We start from the raw sequence: 16,761 nt of genomic DNA on the forward strand, positions 1-16,761 counted from the left end.
GCAGTTGGGGCTTTTTGACGACATGACAGGTAGTTCAATATTAAGCGTTGTTTAGCTGACGGGCAGCTTCTAGTGCAAAGTAGGTCAAGATACCATCAGCACCTGCACGGCGGAAACCAATCAAAGACTCTAAAATGACTGCATCACTGAGCCAGCCGTTTTGAATAGCTGCCATATGCATGGCGTATTCACCAGATACTTGATAGGCAAAGGTTGGCACGCCAAAAGTGTCTTTAACTTCACGAATCAAATCAAGATACGGCTGACCGGGTTTAATCATGACCATATCAGCGCCTTCATTGATGTCCATGGCCACTTCATGCAATGCTTCAGCACGATTGCCAAAATCCATCTGATATTGCTTTTTGTGTCCGCCTTTTAGGTTGCCAGCACTACCGACAGCATCACGGAACGGGCCGTAGTAAGCAGAAGCATATTTGGCAGAGTAGGCCATGATAGCCGTATTGACAAAACCTTCGGCTTCAAACGCATCACGCATGGCTTTGATACGTCCATCCATCATGTCACTAGGGGAGATGATATCAGCGCCAGCACGAGCATGTACGAGTGCCTGCTTGACCAATACTTCGATAGTCGCATCATTGATGACGTAACCGCTGTCATCGAGTAGACCATCTTGACCGTGTGAGGTATAAGGGTCTAGCGCCACATCAGTCATTACCACCATTTCTGGTACGGCGTCTTTAACCGCTTTTATCGTACGTGCAGTCAGGGCGTTTTCGTCATAAGCAGCTCTGCCGTCCGGTGTCTTTAGTGAGTTATCAATGACAGGGAAAATGTCGATGGTCGTGACACCCTCTGCTAATAGCTCTTTGGCATGTTTAATCAGTAGGTCAATTGATAGACGCTCGACACCTGGCATACTAGCGATGGTTTCGCGCTGATTTTGGCCTTCTAGTACAAAAACGGGTGCGATAAAGTGCTTAGGATGTAGCTCCACTTCACGAATCATGGCACGTACATTGTCGTTATAACGCAGACGGCGCAGGCGAGTGGCAGGGTATTGGCGATTAAAGGTATAGCTCATATGAATTCCTTACTGTTTTTTAATAGTTATGGTGTTGCTTGGTAGAGATGTCGCTATTGATAAGTTGATTCTACAGGGCACTGACTACTGTGTATTAACAGTCATATATTTATAGACAATGTAGTTAAAAAACACGGATGTATAAACGGCTTCTATGTAAACAGATGAGGGCTATACTATACCCAAAAGCGGTGATAAAAACCAAAAAGCCCTACCACGTTCAGCTGGTAGGGCAAGTTGTACTTATCGACTGTCAATATAATGACACCGTGATATCACAAAGTAGTAGTTTCATAAGTGATGATTTCATAAGTGATGATTTCATAACTTCATGAATGACGACTCAATCAACCACAAACCATAAACCCTTATGGCTCAACAATCTGTGTAACAGGAACCGCTTCGACCGTATTGTCATCATAGCGAGTCTCTTCAGTCATCACACCCACTGCTGCATCTTTTCTACCATCATCGTTAACATCAACGATAGCAGTCGGTTTGAAAGTCGTGGTTTCGACCCCTTGCGATTGCTTAATGGCGACAGCCTCTTGCGTAGAGGTCACACGTGCTGAACCCGCTGCCTTGATCGCATTTGTGGCCTTGGTTTTGGCACTCGTCACAGAGCCTGTGACAATTTGAGCCAAATTGCTATGCTGCGGCACAGGGATAGCTGTTGGTACATCCAGATTGGCACCACCACCTAACGCTTGGTATAGCTCGATTTGGCTGACGATTTTTTGTAGCTCTAAATCCAAGATGCCTTGTTGCGTAGAAAACAACGAGCGCTGAGCATCAAGCACGTCTAAGTAATTATCAAGACCCGCTTTAAAACGTGCATCAGCTATTTGATAGGTCTGCTCAAAATTATCTTGCAAGCGGTACTGAGCTTCTAACTGCTCGCCAAGCGTGGCACGGGTGGCCAGTACGTCTGACACTTCACGGAAAGCCGTCTGGATAGAGGCTTCGTAACTTGTCAGCGTTTGGTCACGCTCGATCTGAGCCACGTCGTAATTGGCATCTAGACGTCCTGCATCAAAAATCGGCACGCTAACGCTTGGGCCAAACGACCAACCAACAGAACCATTTTTAAACAAATCATTCAAACTGCCGCTACTGACACCCACGCTACTGGTCAAACTAATAGAGGGGAAGTAAGAGGCGCGTGCCACTTCGATATTGGCACCAGCCGCTTTTAGGCTATATTCTGCTTGTAGCACGTCAGGACGGTAGCGTAGCAGCTCACTTGGCAGACCTGCATTAAAGATCTGCTGATTGGTGATATTGCTGACTGCAGGCGTTGGAATTAGCTCGCTTGGAATCGGACCACCGACCAAGTATTGCAGTGCATTTCGTGCCTTTAAGATACTGCTTTGAGCACGCAATACGGCAAGCTTGGCATTTTCAAGCGACGCACTGGCTTGCAGTGATGGCAGCTTAGGATCAATACCTGCTTCAAAACGCTTGTTTGCGATAAATAACGAACGTTCACGACTCTCAACGGTTGCCTCAGCCAGCTTTAGCTGAGCCAAGCTATAACTTAGATTGGCATAGCTTTGTGAGATATTGCTGACCAGACTGATTTGGGTCGCGTCTTTGGCTGCGGTGGTTGCCAAAAAGTTCTGTAGTGCTTGATCTTTTAGGCTAGATATTTTACCCCAAAAATCTAGCTCGTAATTGGCAAGACCTAGGTTGACGTTGTAGCTACTGCTAGCATTTCGATCCGTACGATTCTGCGCTTGGCGTGTATAACCTGCACTGCCATTGATGGCTGGCAGGTCATTGATATCGGTGATTTGATACTGCGCACGCGCCTTCTCAATCGCTAGACGAGCACTTTCAAAGTCTTTGTTGTTCTCAAGACCCAAGGCGATGAGGCCTTTGAGGCGTTCGTCATTATAAAAGCTCTGCCAGCGTTGACTGGCAATACTTGGCTGTTCGACTGAGCTGACCGTTTCTTTGTCAAATGCGCCATAACTCTGCTGCATTGCAATGTTAGGCTCAACTAGGACAGGACGCATATCCGCTTTTGGGATCGTGTTACAAGCGGCCATACTCATCGCAAGAGCGGTTAGTCCTAGCAAACGACCGCTGTTTCTGCGAATCCGAGATAATGCGGGTTGAGCAAGGGTCGCTGTCATAGCGACCGGTGATGCGTTAGAAGTAATTGTTTTTTGAGCACTCATTGTGTGTTGTCTCCAAGGCTTGCAGGCTGATAACTCTCAGAAGTCGTTGGGTGTGAGTCAGGCGTATCGCCACCGTCTCTGTCATTTGGCTTGTTATTGTCGTATTTGTGCGGGAACGCACTACGTACCCAGACGTAGAACATTGGGATAAAAAAGATACCCAATAGCGTTGCGGTTACCACACCGCCAATCACACTGGTACCGATAGCATTTTGACTGCCTGAACCTGGACCATTTGCCAAGAATAATGGCACAACACCTAACCCAAAGGCAAGTGAGGTCATAATAATCGGACGTAAGCGCTGGCGTGCCGCAGTCATGACAGCTTCTCTTAGACTGTAGCCTTCCTCTTGATGCTCTTTTGCAAACTCAATAATCAAGATGGCATTTTTGGCGGACAGACCGACAACAGTCAATAGACCAACTTGCAGGTAAACATCGTTGGCAAAACCGCGTAGCCACGTAAATATCACCGCACCCAGTACCCCAAGTGGTATCACTAGTAGAACAGAGACGGGGATAGACCAACTCTCATAGAGCGCTGCTAGACACAAGAATACCACTAGGATTGAAAGCGCATAAAGCATCGGCGCCTGGGCACCTGACTTTTGCTCTTCTAGCGACATACCTGTCCACTCGTAACTGATACCCTCAGGGAGCTTGTCTATCATCGCCTCCATCGAGCTCATTGCATCACCAGTACTCAGGCCTGGCGCAGCGCTACCTTGGATATTCATGGATGGTAAGCTGTTGTAGCGAGTGAGACGCGGTGAGCCTGATTGCCATTCACTGCTAGAAAACGCATCGAACGGAATCATACTATTCATGTCATTTCGTACATACCATTTGCCGATATCATCAGGATTGGTACGGCTGCTCGCTTCACCTTGTACATAGACGCGCTTAATACGGCCACGGTCGATGAAATCATTGACGTAGCTTGAGCCCCACGCAGTAGAGATGACACTGTTGATACTACTTAGCGACAAGCCATAAGCGGCGGCTTGCTCTTGATTGATATTGATTTTTAATTGTGGAGAGTCTTCTTGACCATTAGGACGGACACCGGCGACTTGGTCGTTCTGTCCGGCCATACCCAGCAGCATATTACGGGCTTCAAGTAGCCCATCGTGTCCGAGGTTACCGCTATCTTGGAGCATTAAATCAAAACCACTGGCATTACCAAGCTCAGTAATGGCAGGTGGTACAATCGCAAAGACTTGTGCTTCGTTTAACTGGGTAAAGAAATACCCCATTGCTCGTCCAGCCACCGCTTGGGCGGTATTTTCATCACCAGAGCGTTCCTCCCAGTCTGATAAACGAACAAACGCCAGCCCCATGTTTTGTCCTTGTCCGGCAAAACTAAAGCCTGCAATGGTAAAGACAGAAGCGATGTTGTCTGTTTCTTGGGTGTCGTAATAGTTTCTGACTTTATCCAGTACGTCTTGGGTTTCGTCTAATGTAGAACCAGCAGGCAACTGAACCAAGGTAAACATAATACCTTGATCTTCTTCTGGCAAGAATGAACCAGGAATGCGTAAGAATACAACCGCCATGATACCGATGATGGCTGCATAACCAATCATATATAGCCATTTAAAACGAATACTTTTACCAACGAAGTTTTCGTAAGAGCGGCTAAGTTTAAAGAAACCACGGTTGAACCAGCCAAAGAAACCTTTTTGCTTTTCAGTACTGCTTTTTTCATGGCTCTTGCCACGTTTGAGCAGTGTCACACATAGAGCAGGGGTGAACACCAATGCGACCATGGCTGATAGCACCATACTGGTAATCAAAGTGATCGAGAACTGGCGATAAATCACACCTGTTGAGCCGCCAAAGAAGGCCATCGGTACAAAAACTGCAGATAGAATCAGCGCAATACCAATAACGATCTTACTGATCTCACCCATGGATTTGGTGGTCGCGTCTTTGATAGAAATATCAGGATCTTCTTCCAATATTCGCTCGACGTTTTCTACCACAACGATTGCATCATCGACCAGTAGACCAATGGACAATACCATAGCAAACATGGTCAGTACGTTGATACTAAAGCCTGCAATATACAGCACGGCAAACGTACCGAGTAGCACGACAGGTACCGCAAGCGTTGGAATAATCGTGGCACGCCAGTTCTGTAAGAAAATGAACATGACGATGAATACTAAGACAATGGCTTCGATCAGCGTATGTACCACCTGCTCGATAGACAAGCGTACGAAAGGCGTGGTGTCATAAGGAACGACTGAGGCAAGACCCGTTGGGAAGTTCTTTTCAAGCTCTGCCATACGCGCGCCAACGGCCTCGCGAGTTTCTAACGCATTGGCACCGCCAGCAAGTGAGATACCCAAACCAGCTGCTTCTTGTCCATTATACAAAGACAAAACACTGTAATTTTCACTACCGATCTCGACTCTAGCCACATCGCCTAAGCGTACTTGCGCACCAGAGGTGTCTGTTTTTAACAGAATATTTTTGAACTCTTCAGGGGTTTGTAGATAGCTTTGAACGGTAACGGTCGCGTTGATGACCTGTTGGTCGGTATCAGCAGGGGCTTGTCCTAACTGACCCGCAGATACTTGAGCGTTTTGTGCTTGTATCGCACCAACGACATCCGACGGCACCATGTTGTAGCTACGTAAGCGCGAAGGGTCAAGCCAAACACGCATCGCGTAAGTAGAACCAAAGACCTGAACATCACCCACACCTTCTACACGACTGATTGAGTCAAGGATATTGGAGTTAATGTAATCGGCAATATCACTACGATCCATACTGCCATCTTCAGAGATGAATGCCTGAACCATCATAAAGCTACTAGATGATTTATTGACGTTGACACCTTGACGCTGTACCGATTCAGGTAAGGCACTCATTGCCGCTTGTAATTTGTTCTGTACTTGTACCTGAGCGGTATCGGAATCTGTACCGTTTTCAAAGGTCAGCGTCACTGACGCACTACCGTTTGATGAGCTCGATGATGACATGTACATCAGGCCATCAAGCCCTTTCATACGTTGCTCGATAACCTGAATGACTGAGTTTTCAACGGTTTTTGCATTAGCACCAGGATAGTTTGCACTGACCGAAATCGTCGGTGGTGCAATACGTGGATACTGTTCAATCGGCAGATTAAGAACCGATAACACCCCGATGAGCATGACCAATATAGCCAGCACCCATGCAAAAATAGGGCGATTAATAAAAAAACGTGACATAGTATATCCCTAAGTCTTCCTGTCTTTGAATGGAATTAGTTAGCAGCGGCTTCTGTTGATTTTGCGTTAGAAGTCTCATTACCAGCTGGCTTTTTATCCACGGTCTTTGCCGCTTGTTGCGGTGTTTTAGCATTAGGCACAGCTTTTGCAGAGGGTGCTGGATTTGCGCTTTCTAATGGCTTTGCGACCACTTCTTGCTCAGGTTTGACCTTAGATCCGCCAATGATAACCACCTTGTCACCAGCTTTTAAGCCATCAGTGACCACCCATTGTCCGTCATACGTACCATTAATGGTGACTGGACGAACTTGAATTTTGTTGTTTTCATCAACGATATAAACTTGTGTCTCACTCTTAGGCGTACGTGTGACCGCGCTCTGTGGCACGAGGGCTGCATTGGTAATCACGCTCTGTGTCAGACGTGCAGTGACATACATACCGGGCAGCAAGATATTGTTGCTGTTTGGAAAAATAGCACGCAAGGTGACAGCGCCAGTTGACGCATCAACCTTGGCTTCAGACAAAGCAAGCTTGCCGCGTACGGGATAGACTGAGCCATCCTCTAACACCAATTCCACAGAGTTCATACCTGCCTGAGCGCTACCATCAGCAATCTGCTGACGCAGTTTCAACAGCTCAGATGAGGACTGACTGATATCGACATAGATAGGATCTAGGCGTGAGATGGTTACCAGTGGATCAGCTTGACCAGCGCTAACCAGCGTACCAGCGGTCACGCTAGAGCGATCGGTTCGACCAGTAAGAGGCGCACGTACGATAGTACGATTAAGATCCAAGGTGCTGGCATCTAGGCCTGACTTTGCCGTTTGAATACCAGCTTTGGCGCTTTCGATACCGGCTTGTGTCTGTCCAACCGCCGCCGCAGCGCTCTGAACAGCCGCTTGTGCAGTACGAACGGTCGTTTGTGCTTGATCATATTGCTGTTTTGAGATGGCGTCGATGCTGACTAAGCCTTGCAAACGCTGCAAATCGTTTTGTGCTTGTGCTAGCGAGGCTTGACGACTTACCATTTCAGCTTTTGCACTGGCATTGTTGGCCAGTGATGTTTGATAGTTGGCCTCTGCCTGCTGTACTGATGCCTGTCCGCTTGTGACAGAAGACGCATAGTTGTCGGTATTAATACGGTACAGTGGCTGTCCTTTTTTGACGTTGCTTCCTTCACGGAACAACACCTCGTCAATCACCCCATTGACCTGTGGGCGGACATCAGCAGTTTGATAGGCTGCTGTACGTCCAGAAAAAGTCTGTACTTGAGGGACGGTCTCAAAAGTGACGGTCTGAACGTTGACAACTGCAGGAGGCATTTGCTGCTGCGCGGCCTGCTCACCAGCCGCGTCATCGTTTTTGTCACAGCCAACCAGTACCGCTGTAGATAGTACAGATGCTATTACAAGCGCAAGATAAGAATGCTTCATCAAGGTCCTCGGCAATATATAAATAATGACTGTATAAAAAGTGAATCAATAAATTTTGATGTATTGAATATGAAATTTCTATATATAGGCTTTACTTAGACTAAGCGCCAATAACCTCTCTGCCAAGTGCATTTTTGAATAAATGAACTTGGTAGAGAGACGATAATAGGGTATCTAATACTGATATATTAAAGACCCATGCATCAAACACCAATGCGGTATTTTTTAGCAGCGAAGTTGTAGATAAAACCCAAAGTATATTCGTAAATTTGGTGACGTATTATAAACTATTGGGGTAACCCCACAGTCAAGCGATTTAAGAGAGAGGGATTGCGAAGAGACAGCCATATTACATTTTACGGATACAAAAAATACCGCTATGGTAAGTGTCGCGTTAGCTAACAGCTAATAGAAGGCTCTACAAGATACTGTTACCACTTAGTGTAAATTTTTGTTATTTTTATAAAACCCTAGGTGTATAAAGGTCTTTAAGTAGTAAGAATAGTGGTTTGTCAACAAAATGACAATTTTAGCAACCCCTAATTACAGCCATAAAAAGTAACTGTCCGCAAGTCTCTATTAAACGTGATCAAGCATCATCCGAACGTCAGAAAAACACTTACACGATTATAGTACTGCACGGATTTATGAAACTTAAAGAAAGGTAACGATTTAGCTGAAAAATTAGTCTTTGAAGGGCTGGTTTTTTGGTTGTTGACTTTTCATATGATAATCACTAAAAAATGCTACTAAAAAAATGTTGTTAGAAAAGGAGCCGTCTGATCAATAATAAAGACGACCCCTATTTAATTATACTAAGCGTGCACTGGCAAGCTCTGTCAGTTGATATAGACCTTGACGGTAGCGGTTGTCCGGCAAGCTGCTAAGTGCTTGCTGTGCCAGCTTGGTTTCGTCGAGCGCGCGCTGTTTGCAATAGTCTAATGAGCCTGACTTGTTGACCAGCTCGATAAGCTGAGCTGCATTTGGTGTTTTACCTGTTTGCACCGCAATACGGAGCTGCTCATAGCCTTCGGTATCACTGTCTTTTAGTAACTCAAGCGCTTTGATGGTAGGTAACGTAGGCTTGCCTTCTGCCAGATCATCCCCGAGGTTTTTGCCCATCACATCGCTATCACCACTATAATCAAGCACATCATCAATGATTTGAAAAGCATTGCCAAAGTGCTGACCAAAATCACCCAATGCCGCCATGTGCTCTGTTTTATCTTGCAAAATAGCAGCGCCTTGGGTTGCCATCATAAACAGTCGTGAGGTTTTGCCATCGATAATGCGTAAATAATCTTCTTCCGTCGCGGCAGGGTTATGCTGATGCTGTAGCTGTAACACTTCGCCTTCGGCAATGTCACAGGTGCCGTCTGAGAACACTTGCAACAACGGTAAGCTTTGAAAGCCAACCAATAGATTGAACGCACGGGCGATCAGATAATCACCGACCAGTACGGCAGTAGCGTTGTCCCAAGTGGCATTGGCCGTTGGCTTACCACGGCGCTGTCCTGATTCATCAATCACATCGTCATGGACTAAGGTTGCGGTATGTAGCATCTCGGTAATCGCGGCTAGATGCATCGCTTGTTCTGATGGATTGTCATCAAACATGCGAGCACACAACAGCGTGATGAGCGGGCGCATGCGCTTGCCGCCAGCATTAATCACATGCTGAGAGACGCTCATAACGAGTTGTACTTTTGAGTTGAGACTGCCGAATACTTGCTTGTCCATGACCTCAAAGTCATTCGCCACGATACCTTGGATATCAGCATAGCTAGGAGTTGATGGAGATTTGGAAGGGGTGTTATCTAAAGAGATACTGGTCATAATAAGTAGTCATATTAATAATGATAAGGAAAGTTTTTATTGCCTTCACTATGAGCATGCATAAGGAAAGCATTATTTTACTTATGATAGCATAGCTATATCTCGAAATTGTGCGTTAAAACGTCTCATAAATAAAATGAGCGTCTCCTTTTGATAGATATTATTGCTGATAAATCATAACGCAGGCATGACATAGAATGACCAATTAACTAATGGAATAGACTGCTTAATAAATGAGTGATAAAAGGCTGTAAGTAACTGATTGCATAAGTTATAATAGCCCCTGTTGGGCACAGGCTACTATTTTTATTGACTGTTTTATATGTGCTGATGTAGATCGTCATCGATGGCGTCTCTATCATTTATCATATAAGTAGCAGTAATTATGATGCTTCTTTAGATAACCACCTTACAAAAACGAGATGAGCGGCTTGCTTTTTTGAGCAAAAAGCCGTAAAATCTTGCCTTTAATTTTTCCCTGTCGTGTTCGTCGTAAAAGCGTTGGTATAATATCATCCACGGCACACGGGTTAAACGGAGTCATATATGTACGCAGTAATCAAAACTGGTGGTAAACAGCACCGTGTAGTCGTCGATGAATTGCTTAAAGTAGAATTACTAAAAGCAGAAAAAGGCGAAACAATCAAATTTGAAGACGTATTGATGGTTGTTGACGGCGATAACGTCAAAATCGGTCAGCCTGTTGTTGATGGCGCTAGCGTTGAAGTTGAAGTTGTTGAGCATGGTCGCGGCGAAAAAATCCGTATCGTCAAGCACAACCGTCGTAAGCATTATCACAAAGAACAAGGTCACCGCCAATGGTACACCTTGTTAAAAATCAAAGCCATTAATGCCTAATTACCCATTTAGCAATTTTTGCTAAACAGTGCACTAAATGCTTAAGAGTTATCGCATCAGCGGTAAGTCAAATTAACAAGGAGATTTTCTCATGGCACATAAAAAAGCTGCCGGTTCGAGCCGTAACGGTCGTGATTCAAACCCAAAAATGCTAGGCGTAAAAATCTTTGGTGGCCAAGCTATCACAGCTGGTAACATCATCGTTCGTCAACGTGGTACAGAATTCCACGCAGGCGAAGGCGTTGGCATGGGTCGTGACCATACTTTATTTGCACTGAATGATGGTGTTGTAAAGTTTGCGACCAAAGGCAAATTTAACCGTCGTTATGTGACGGTTGAAAACGCATAATTATCTATTTAAATCATTTTCTTCTTTGAATAAAGTGATTGGATAATTAAAAAAGCCCCTGCTGCCTTATGGTAGTAGGGGTTTTTTATGTTTATAAGGTTATTCTTTTTATAGATAATGCTTAATATTGGTACTGTCAAATAGTTAGTATGTCAAAGCGTCCCCTCTCTGTGATAGCTGTTGGTATATATGCAAATTGCTATTGTGTAACGGCATTGGTTACAAGCGTGTATGGCAGCCGTAGTAAAGATTGCAAATCGTGACTAGGCGCGTAATAAAAAAACTGGCACACTGTTGCCATTGCTGATGGTTACCAGTTTTAGCTTGGTAAGGTCAGTATTTATAGAAAACAAAAATTTCAATAGAACATTTTATTTTTAGCAACAACTTTAAAGCGATTATGCTTTTTTAGAGAGGATTTATGATGAACTTATCTACGAAAAAATCAACCAAACAAAAAATGATGAGTGGTGCGCTAGCGGGTGTATTGATGACATCGCTTGGTGTGGCAGCGCCTATGATGGCATTGACCCAGTCTGCTACAGCAGCCCCAGCGGACAATATCACCGCAGCCACACGTTTGAATAAACTGCTGACCAATACGAAAAGCATGACGGCCAATTTTAGCCAAACGACCAAAGGCGCAAGTAGTGGTACGTTTAGCGGCTCTATGAGTGTCCAACGTCCAAACAATTTCCGCTGGGAAACCAAATCACCATCAGAGCAGCTCATTATTGCCAACGGCAACTCTATGTGGGTCTATGACAAAGATCTAGAGCAAGCAACCAAGCAAAATGTAGACAGCCAAGTAGGTAATACGCCAGCGCTATTATTGTCAGGCGACCCAAGTAAACTTGATAAAAACTTTAAGATTACCCAGCCATACGACAACAAAAACTACTATGTGCTGTATCCAAAATCAGACAGTGCCAGTTTTAAGAGCTTATCAATGAGCTTTAGTGGTGGTAAGCCTGTCATGATGGTACTAAACGATACACTTGGTCAAACGACTTCTATCAAGTTTAGTGGTATTAAGCTCAATCCAAGTATCAGCAGCAGCCAGTTTAAATTTACGCCGCCTAAAGGGGTTGATGTTATTAATCAGTAGAGACATGCTAGAGCATATCTTCATATTACTGATTTAATGACGTGATTTAATAAAAAGGACAGATCCTATGCGGTCTGTCCTTTTTTGTGAGATAAGATTTATGTTAGTAGAGGCTGTAACAGTATCTATGGCAATGCTCTGATAGCGTCCATGTTTGGCAGCGGTGGTAACTCATCTAAATGACTGAGCCCAAATGCATCTAAGAATTGCGGCGTGGTATGCAGCAGTGCAGGGCGACCTAAGGTATCTTTATAGCCTTTCTCAATGATCCAGCCTTTATCAAACAGTTGCCGCAATATATTACTCGATAGCGTGACACCGCGTACTTGTTCGATATCACCTCGTGTCACCGGCTGTTTGTAAGCAATGACGCTTAGCGTTTCAAGCAGGGCTTGGCTAAGACGCTCTTGACGCTGCGGGAATATACGCTGAATCAATCGACTATAGTCATCTGCTATTTGCAAACGATAGCCACTGGCAGTCTCATGTAGATGGAGTACACCTGCATCTAGGCGTTGCTGTAGTAGCGTTAATGCCTGCTGCAACTCTTTGGTAGACAGTGACAAGTGCTTTTTTAAGGCCTGGGCAGTGAGCGGCGCTTCTGAGGCATGCAATAGCACTTCAATATGCTTGCTGATGTTCTCTAAATGCTGAAGCTGCCCATCGGTCAATGAGAGTAGTGCTGCTGATGGTGATGCCTGTTTTTCATGACGTTGCTTTGAGTTATATGTATCTGTCATTAGAAGGCGGCTCTTTTTAGATTGTGGTATGTATCAATATTTATATCAGTAAGTACGCTACTGATGATTAGGCAAGCCACTGTAAAGTGAGTGTTGAGGCTTCATTGTCTGAGCTAAGAGCGCCGATTTCATTAGTGTTATCACTACTATCTACATCAGTATATCGGTCTGCTTCAAGGCTGATCACACCAACCAATTGCCGCTTGATTAGCTCAAGCACTGCCACGAAACTCACGACCACACCAATTTTACCTTGTGCTTTATCTAGCAACTCATAAAAGGAGCGCGTACCCTGAGTACTCAGTTGCCGACTGATGTTGGCAATTCGATCAGCAAGTGGTACAGCATCAATCTTAATAGTATGCATTTGATAGTCAGGCTGTAGTTGCATCTTAAACAAGCTATCAATCAGCAGATTGGCCGAGTAGTTTGGTAATTCTGCATTCATGATGTCTTGGCTGGGCATGCTGACCATCGCTAAGAACACATCGCGTTCTAAACGTACTAGATCATCTAAGCGCTGACTAACCACTTTAATTTGCGCATAGGCTTCTAAGCGCTCAATCAACTCTGCTTTTGGGTCGCGCTCATCGGTCGGTGTTTCAGGAGCTGGCAATAGTAGCTCTGTCTTGATGGCAATGAGTGTTGATGCCATCAGCAGATAATCACCTGCCAATTCAAAATGCTCGGTATCCAATTCGCTGATATAGGCTAAGTACTGCTCAGTGATTGGTAAAATTGGCATTTGTGTCAAATCAACATTGTTCTTTTTGACCAAGTACAGCAGAAAATCCAACGGCCCTGCAAATTGCTCTAACCAAATTGCAAAGGCTTGCGGTGGCACATACAGGTCATCTGGCAGGTGATGTACTGGTGTCTGATAGATGCGCAATGACATATCATGAGCACTGTCAACAGATACCGGTTTCATACTTGAAAAATGACTCGTATCCAATGAATTATTTAAGTTTGGCAAGCGGACGAATACCAATAGCGCGGCGAGTCTTGTCTAATTGCTTACGGCTATGGCGACGGGCTTTATCTGCGCCCATCTGCAAGATTTCTTCCAGCTCTTTTGGATTGGCCATGAGTTCCTCATAACGTGCACGGAATGGGGCAATCTCATCATTTATTTTATCAAATAGTGCTTGCTTAGCGTCTCCCCAACCAATACCAGCGGCAAACTTCTCACGCATATCAGCAATCTCTTCTTGGGTGGCAAAGGCTTTATAAATCTCAAAGATGGCTGAGTCATCAGGATCTTTTGGCTCATCAGGCAGCTGAGAGTTGGTGACGATTTTCATAATGGCTTTGTGCATTTGTTTCTCAGCACTCACTTGCGGATTTGAATCACCAAATAGGGGAATGGTGTTGCTATAGCTCTTACTCATCTTACGACCATCGAGCCCCGTTAATAGCGGGATATTATCGTCAACGACCGCTGAAGGGAGAGTAAAGAGCGTTTTGTAACGGTGATTGAACGTACCAGCGATATCACGCGCCATTTCAATGTGCTGAATTTGATCACGACCAACAGGGACGTGCGTGGCATTGAACATCAAGATATCCGCGGCCATCAGTACAGGATAGCCGAATAGCCCCATGTTGATACCTTGGTCAGCATCGACATCTTCTTTTTCCATATTGATATCGACAGCCGCCTTGTAAGCATGGGCACGGTTCATCAGTCCCTTGGCACATGAGCAATTTAACACCCAAGCCAGCTCTGGAATCTCAGGCACATCTGATTGACGATAAAAAGTCACACGCTCAGGGTCGAGACCGCATGCGATCCAAGTCGCGGCAATGGCTTTAGTCGATTCATGAATGATCGCAGGATCATAGCAGCCAATAATGCCATGATAGTCTGCCAAAAAGAAAAACGCTTCATCATCACTATTTTGAATAGCTTGGATGGCAGGACGTATTGCACCAACATAGTTACCCAAATGTAGCGTACCTGTTGGCTTGATGCCCGTCAAAATGCGTTTAACTGGGGCTGAGATATCAGAAGCTTGCTTGTCAGAGGTGCTGTTAGTACTCATGGAAAATCCGTTATTTGGTTTATCAAATTATTATAAGTTCGTTGCTATTTATACGCTATTTAAGGCACTAAATATTAGCTGCAAAGTATAGCAAAATTTACCAGTATTTTTGGGAATAAAGCGCTACTTATAAATATTGCTGCGACCGTTTGGCCCATGTTTAAAGCGACGATGAAACCACATCCACTGGGTGGGATCGATACGAATCAGCCCTTCTAGTACTTCATTGACCCGAGTGGCATCAGCGACCTCGTCATTGCTAGGATACTGATCTAACTCTGGCGTAATCGTTAGATGATAATGTGGACGCTTACCACGTGGCAGATTGTCAGGTGTCTGACGGTAGGTATGTAGTGCCATAATAGCAGGCGGATGTGTCTTGCTACCCAGCTTTGCCATACGACGAGATGCAGTAATCGTTGCTGCAGGCACGCCAAAGAATGGTGCCATGACGCCTTGCTTTAGACCGTAGTCCTGATCAGGAGAGTACCAAATAACGTGTCCTGCCTTAATAGAGGTCACCAAGTTTCGCATGTCTCGGCTGGAGATTTGCTTACCAAATATGTTGGTACGACCATTATAGATAAACCAATCAAGTAAAGGATTGTTTTGCGTGCGATACATACAGTCTACAGGGAAAAACTGCGCACATAGTAATCCGCCCAAATCGAGCATCGTATAGTGTGCACCTAGCAGGATAACTGGACGCTGCTCATTTTGCGCATTGACGAGATGCTGTAGTCCCGAAATAGAAACCGTGCGGGTAAACACATTGGGACGAAACCAAGCACACAAGGTTTCAAACACGCCAATGCCTTGATTGACAAAGACTTGCTTGGCCATCAATTCGCGTTCAGCTTCTGGCTTTTCTGGGAAAGCCAGTTTGAGGTTGATTAGCGTGTCGCGTCTGCGAGAGCCTGCAGCACTATAAATCAAAATACCAAGCTTGCGACCTAACCAGAACTGCCAACGTAGCGGCAGATATATCAGCGGCAGCATGACCAAAAACAGTAACCAAATGCCCCAGTATTTAGGAGATAAAAAATGCCACTGAAAAGGCTTGTGATCTGCCTGAGCAGTACGTTTTTGATTCTGCGTAATCGTTGGAGTGCCAGCTGGTATGGCAGGCGACCTATGAGACTGCTGTTTCTTTGGTGGCACGCCATCGGTAGATGGCTTGCTTGGGTCGTATTGTTCAGGCGCTTTCATAATATCCTTCTACAGCATTGTCTATAACATCGCGGCTAATGATAAAAAGTTATCAATATGATGGGGTAGCGTCAAACGCTTTGCAAGTTAGAATGTGATGGGCTATTGACTGTACCGTACTGATTAATAGCACTCAGCATAAGAAGATAGGATGTGATGAACATTCGACCATCGCATTGCTAGAGACTATTAAGCATAAAAAACTTAGACATAAAAAAACCTTATAAGCTGTGACCAGCTTATAAGGTTTTGCAAAACTGTACTCTTATTCAGTATTGCTGCATTGGCTCCGAGAAAAAGCACACAGCAGCAAAGAAATAAGAGAACGTTTTGATTAACGTTTTGAGAACTGTGGACGTTTACGTGCTTTACGTAGACCCAGTTTCTTACGTTCAACTTGACGTGAATCACGAGTAACAAAACCAGCTGCTTTTAGGGCAGGCTTCAAAGTTTCGTCAGCTTCGATCAATGCACGTGTGATGCCGTGGCGGATTGCGCCAGCTTGACCACTAATACCACCACCTGCAACAGTTACATATAAGTCATATGCGTTGCCAGAGTTTAGTAGTTCTAATGGCTGACGAACAACCATGCGTGAAGTTTCACGGCTGAAGTATTCGTCAAGCGGCTTGCCGTTAACGACGATGCTACCAGTACCTTTTGATAAAAAGACACGAGCAGTAGAAGTCTTACGACGACCAGTTCCGTAATTGCGTTCCATAAGTGTA

The 16,761-nt window shown here is 44.9% G+C and carries 13 protein-coding genes; 3 read left to right on the plus strand and 10 right to left on the minus strand.

Annotation, left to right across the window (positions count from 1 at the left end; genetic code table 11):
- Positions 1–40: 40 nt before the first annotated feature.
- From hemB to IP510_RS05990, 5 genes are all read right to left on the minus strand, one after another.
- On the minus strand, positions 41–1,048 hold the full coding sequence (gene hemB, locus IP510_RS05970; RefSeq protein WP_194363864.1) for a porphobilinogen synthase: 1,008 nt from the start codon (positions 1,046–1,048) through the stop codon (positions 41–43).
- A gap of 368 nt (positions 1,049–1,416) precedes the next feature.
- Positions 1,417–3,231 (minus strand): efflux transporter outer membrane subunit, encoded by a 1,815-nt coding sequence (locus IP510_RS05975; protein ID WP_194363865.1) that lies wholly within the window; start codon positions 3,229–3,231, stop codon positions 1,417–1,419.
- Positions 3,228–6,452, minus strand: a complete 3,225-nt coding sequence (locus tag IP510_RS05980) for an efflux RND transporter permease subunit (RefSeq protein WP_194363866.1) — start codon at positions 6,450–6,452, stop codon at positions 3,228–3,230. Before IP510_RS05980 ends, IP510_RS05975 begins: the two co-directional genes overlap by 4 nt.
- A 35-nt stretch (positions 6,453–6,487) precedes the next feature.
- Complete coding sequence (locus tag IP510_RS05985) at positions 6,488–7,888, minus strand: efflux RND transporter periplasmic adaptor subunit (protein WP_194363867.1); 1,401 nt, start codon at positions 7,886–7,888, stop codon at positions 6,488–6,490.
- Positions 7,889–8,698: 810 nt separating this feature from the next.
- Complete coding sequence (locus IP510_RS05990) at positions 8,699–9,724, minus strand: polyprenyl synthetase family protein (RefSeq protein ID WP_194363868.1); 1,026 nt, start codon at positions 9,722–9,724, stop codon at positions 8,699–8,701.
- Between the two features lie 546 nt (positions 9,725–10,270).
- Here IP510_RS05990 and rplU point away from each other — a divergent pair.
- The 3 genes from rplU (at position 10,271) to lolA (ending at position 12,039) form a co-directional block, all read left to right on the plus strand.
- A complete protein-coding gene (gene rplU, locus IP510_RS05995) occupies positions 10,271–10,582 on the plus strand; it encodes a 50S ribosomal protein L21 (protein WP_194363869.1) in 312 nt (103 codons plus the stop codon).
- 91 nt (positions 10,583–10,673) lie between these two features.
- Entirely contained in the window at positions 10,674–10,931 is a 258-nt protein-coding gene (gene rpmA / locus IP510_RS06000) for a 50S ribosomal protein L27 (protein ID WP_021813611.1), read from the plus strand.
- Positions 10,932–11,352: 421 nt separating this feature from the next.
- Positions 11,353–12,039 carry an outer membrane lipoprotein chaperone LolA gene (gene lolA / locus IP510_RS06005; protein ID WP_413786467.1) on the plus strand — a complete coding sequence of 229 codons (687 nt, stop codon included), beginning with the start codon at positions 11,353–11,355 and terminating at the stop codon, positions 12,037–12,039.
- Between the two features lie 125 nt (positions 12,040–12,164).
- Here lolA and scpB read toward each other — a convergent pair whose 3' ends face one another.
- From scpB to rpsI, 5 genes are all read right to left on the minus strand, one after another.
- On the minus strand, positions 12,165–12,710 hold the full coding sequence (gene scpB / locus IP510_RS06010; protein ID WP_227669571.1) for an SMC-Scp complex subunit ScpB: 546 nt from the start codon (positions 12,708–12,710) through the stop codon (positions 12,165–12,167).
- A 136-nt stretch (positions 12,711–12,846) separates the two neighbouring features.
- A complete protein-coding gene (locus tag IP510_RS06015) occupies positions 12,847–13,710 on the minus strand; it encodes a segregation and condensation protein A (RefSeq protein WP_194363871.1) in 864 nt (287 codons plus the stop codon).
- 28 nt (positions 13,711–13,738) lie between these two features.
- Positions 13,739–14,824 carry a tryptophan--tRNA ligase gene (locus IP510_RS06020; protein ID WP_194363872.1) on the minus strand — a complete coding sequence of 362 codons (1,086 nt, stop codon included), beginning with the start codon at positions 14,822–14,824 and terminating at the stop codon, positions 13,739–13,741.
- 123 nt (positions 14,825–14,947) lie between these two features.
- Positions 14,948–16,033 carry a lysophospholipid acyltransferase family protein gene (locus IP510_RS06025; RefSeq protein ID WP_194363873.1) on the minus strand — a complete coding sequence of 362 codons (1,086 nt, stop codon included), beginning with the start codon at positions 16,031–16,033 and terminating at the stop codon, positions 14,948–14,950.
- Between the two features lie 334 nt (positions 16,034–16,367).
- Positions 16,368–16,754, minus strand: coding sequence for a 30S ribosomal protein S9 (gene rpsI / locus IP510_RS06030; protein ID WP_194363874.1), 387 nt, complete (start codon positions 16,752–16,754; stop codon positions 16,368–16,370).
- Between the last annotated feature and the right edge of the window lie 7 nt (positions 16,755–16,761).

This window comes from Psychrobacter sp. NG254 (assembly GCF_015277735.1).
Taxonomy (GTDB): domain Bacteria; phylum Pseudomonadota; class Gammaproteobacteria; order Pseudomonadales; family Moraxellaceae; genus Psychrobacter.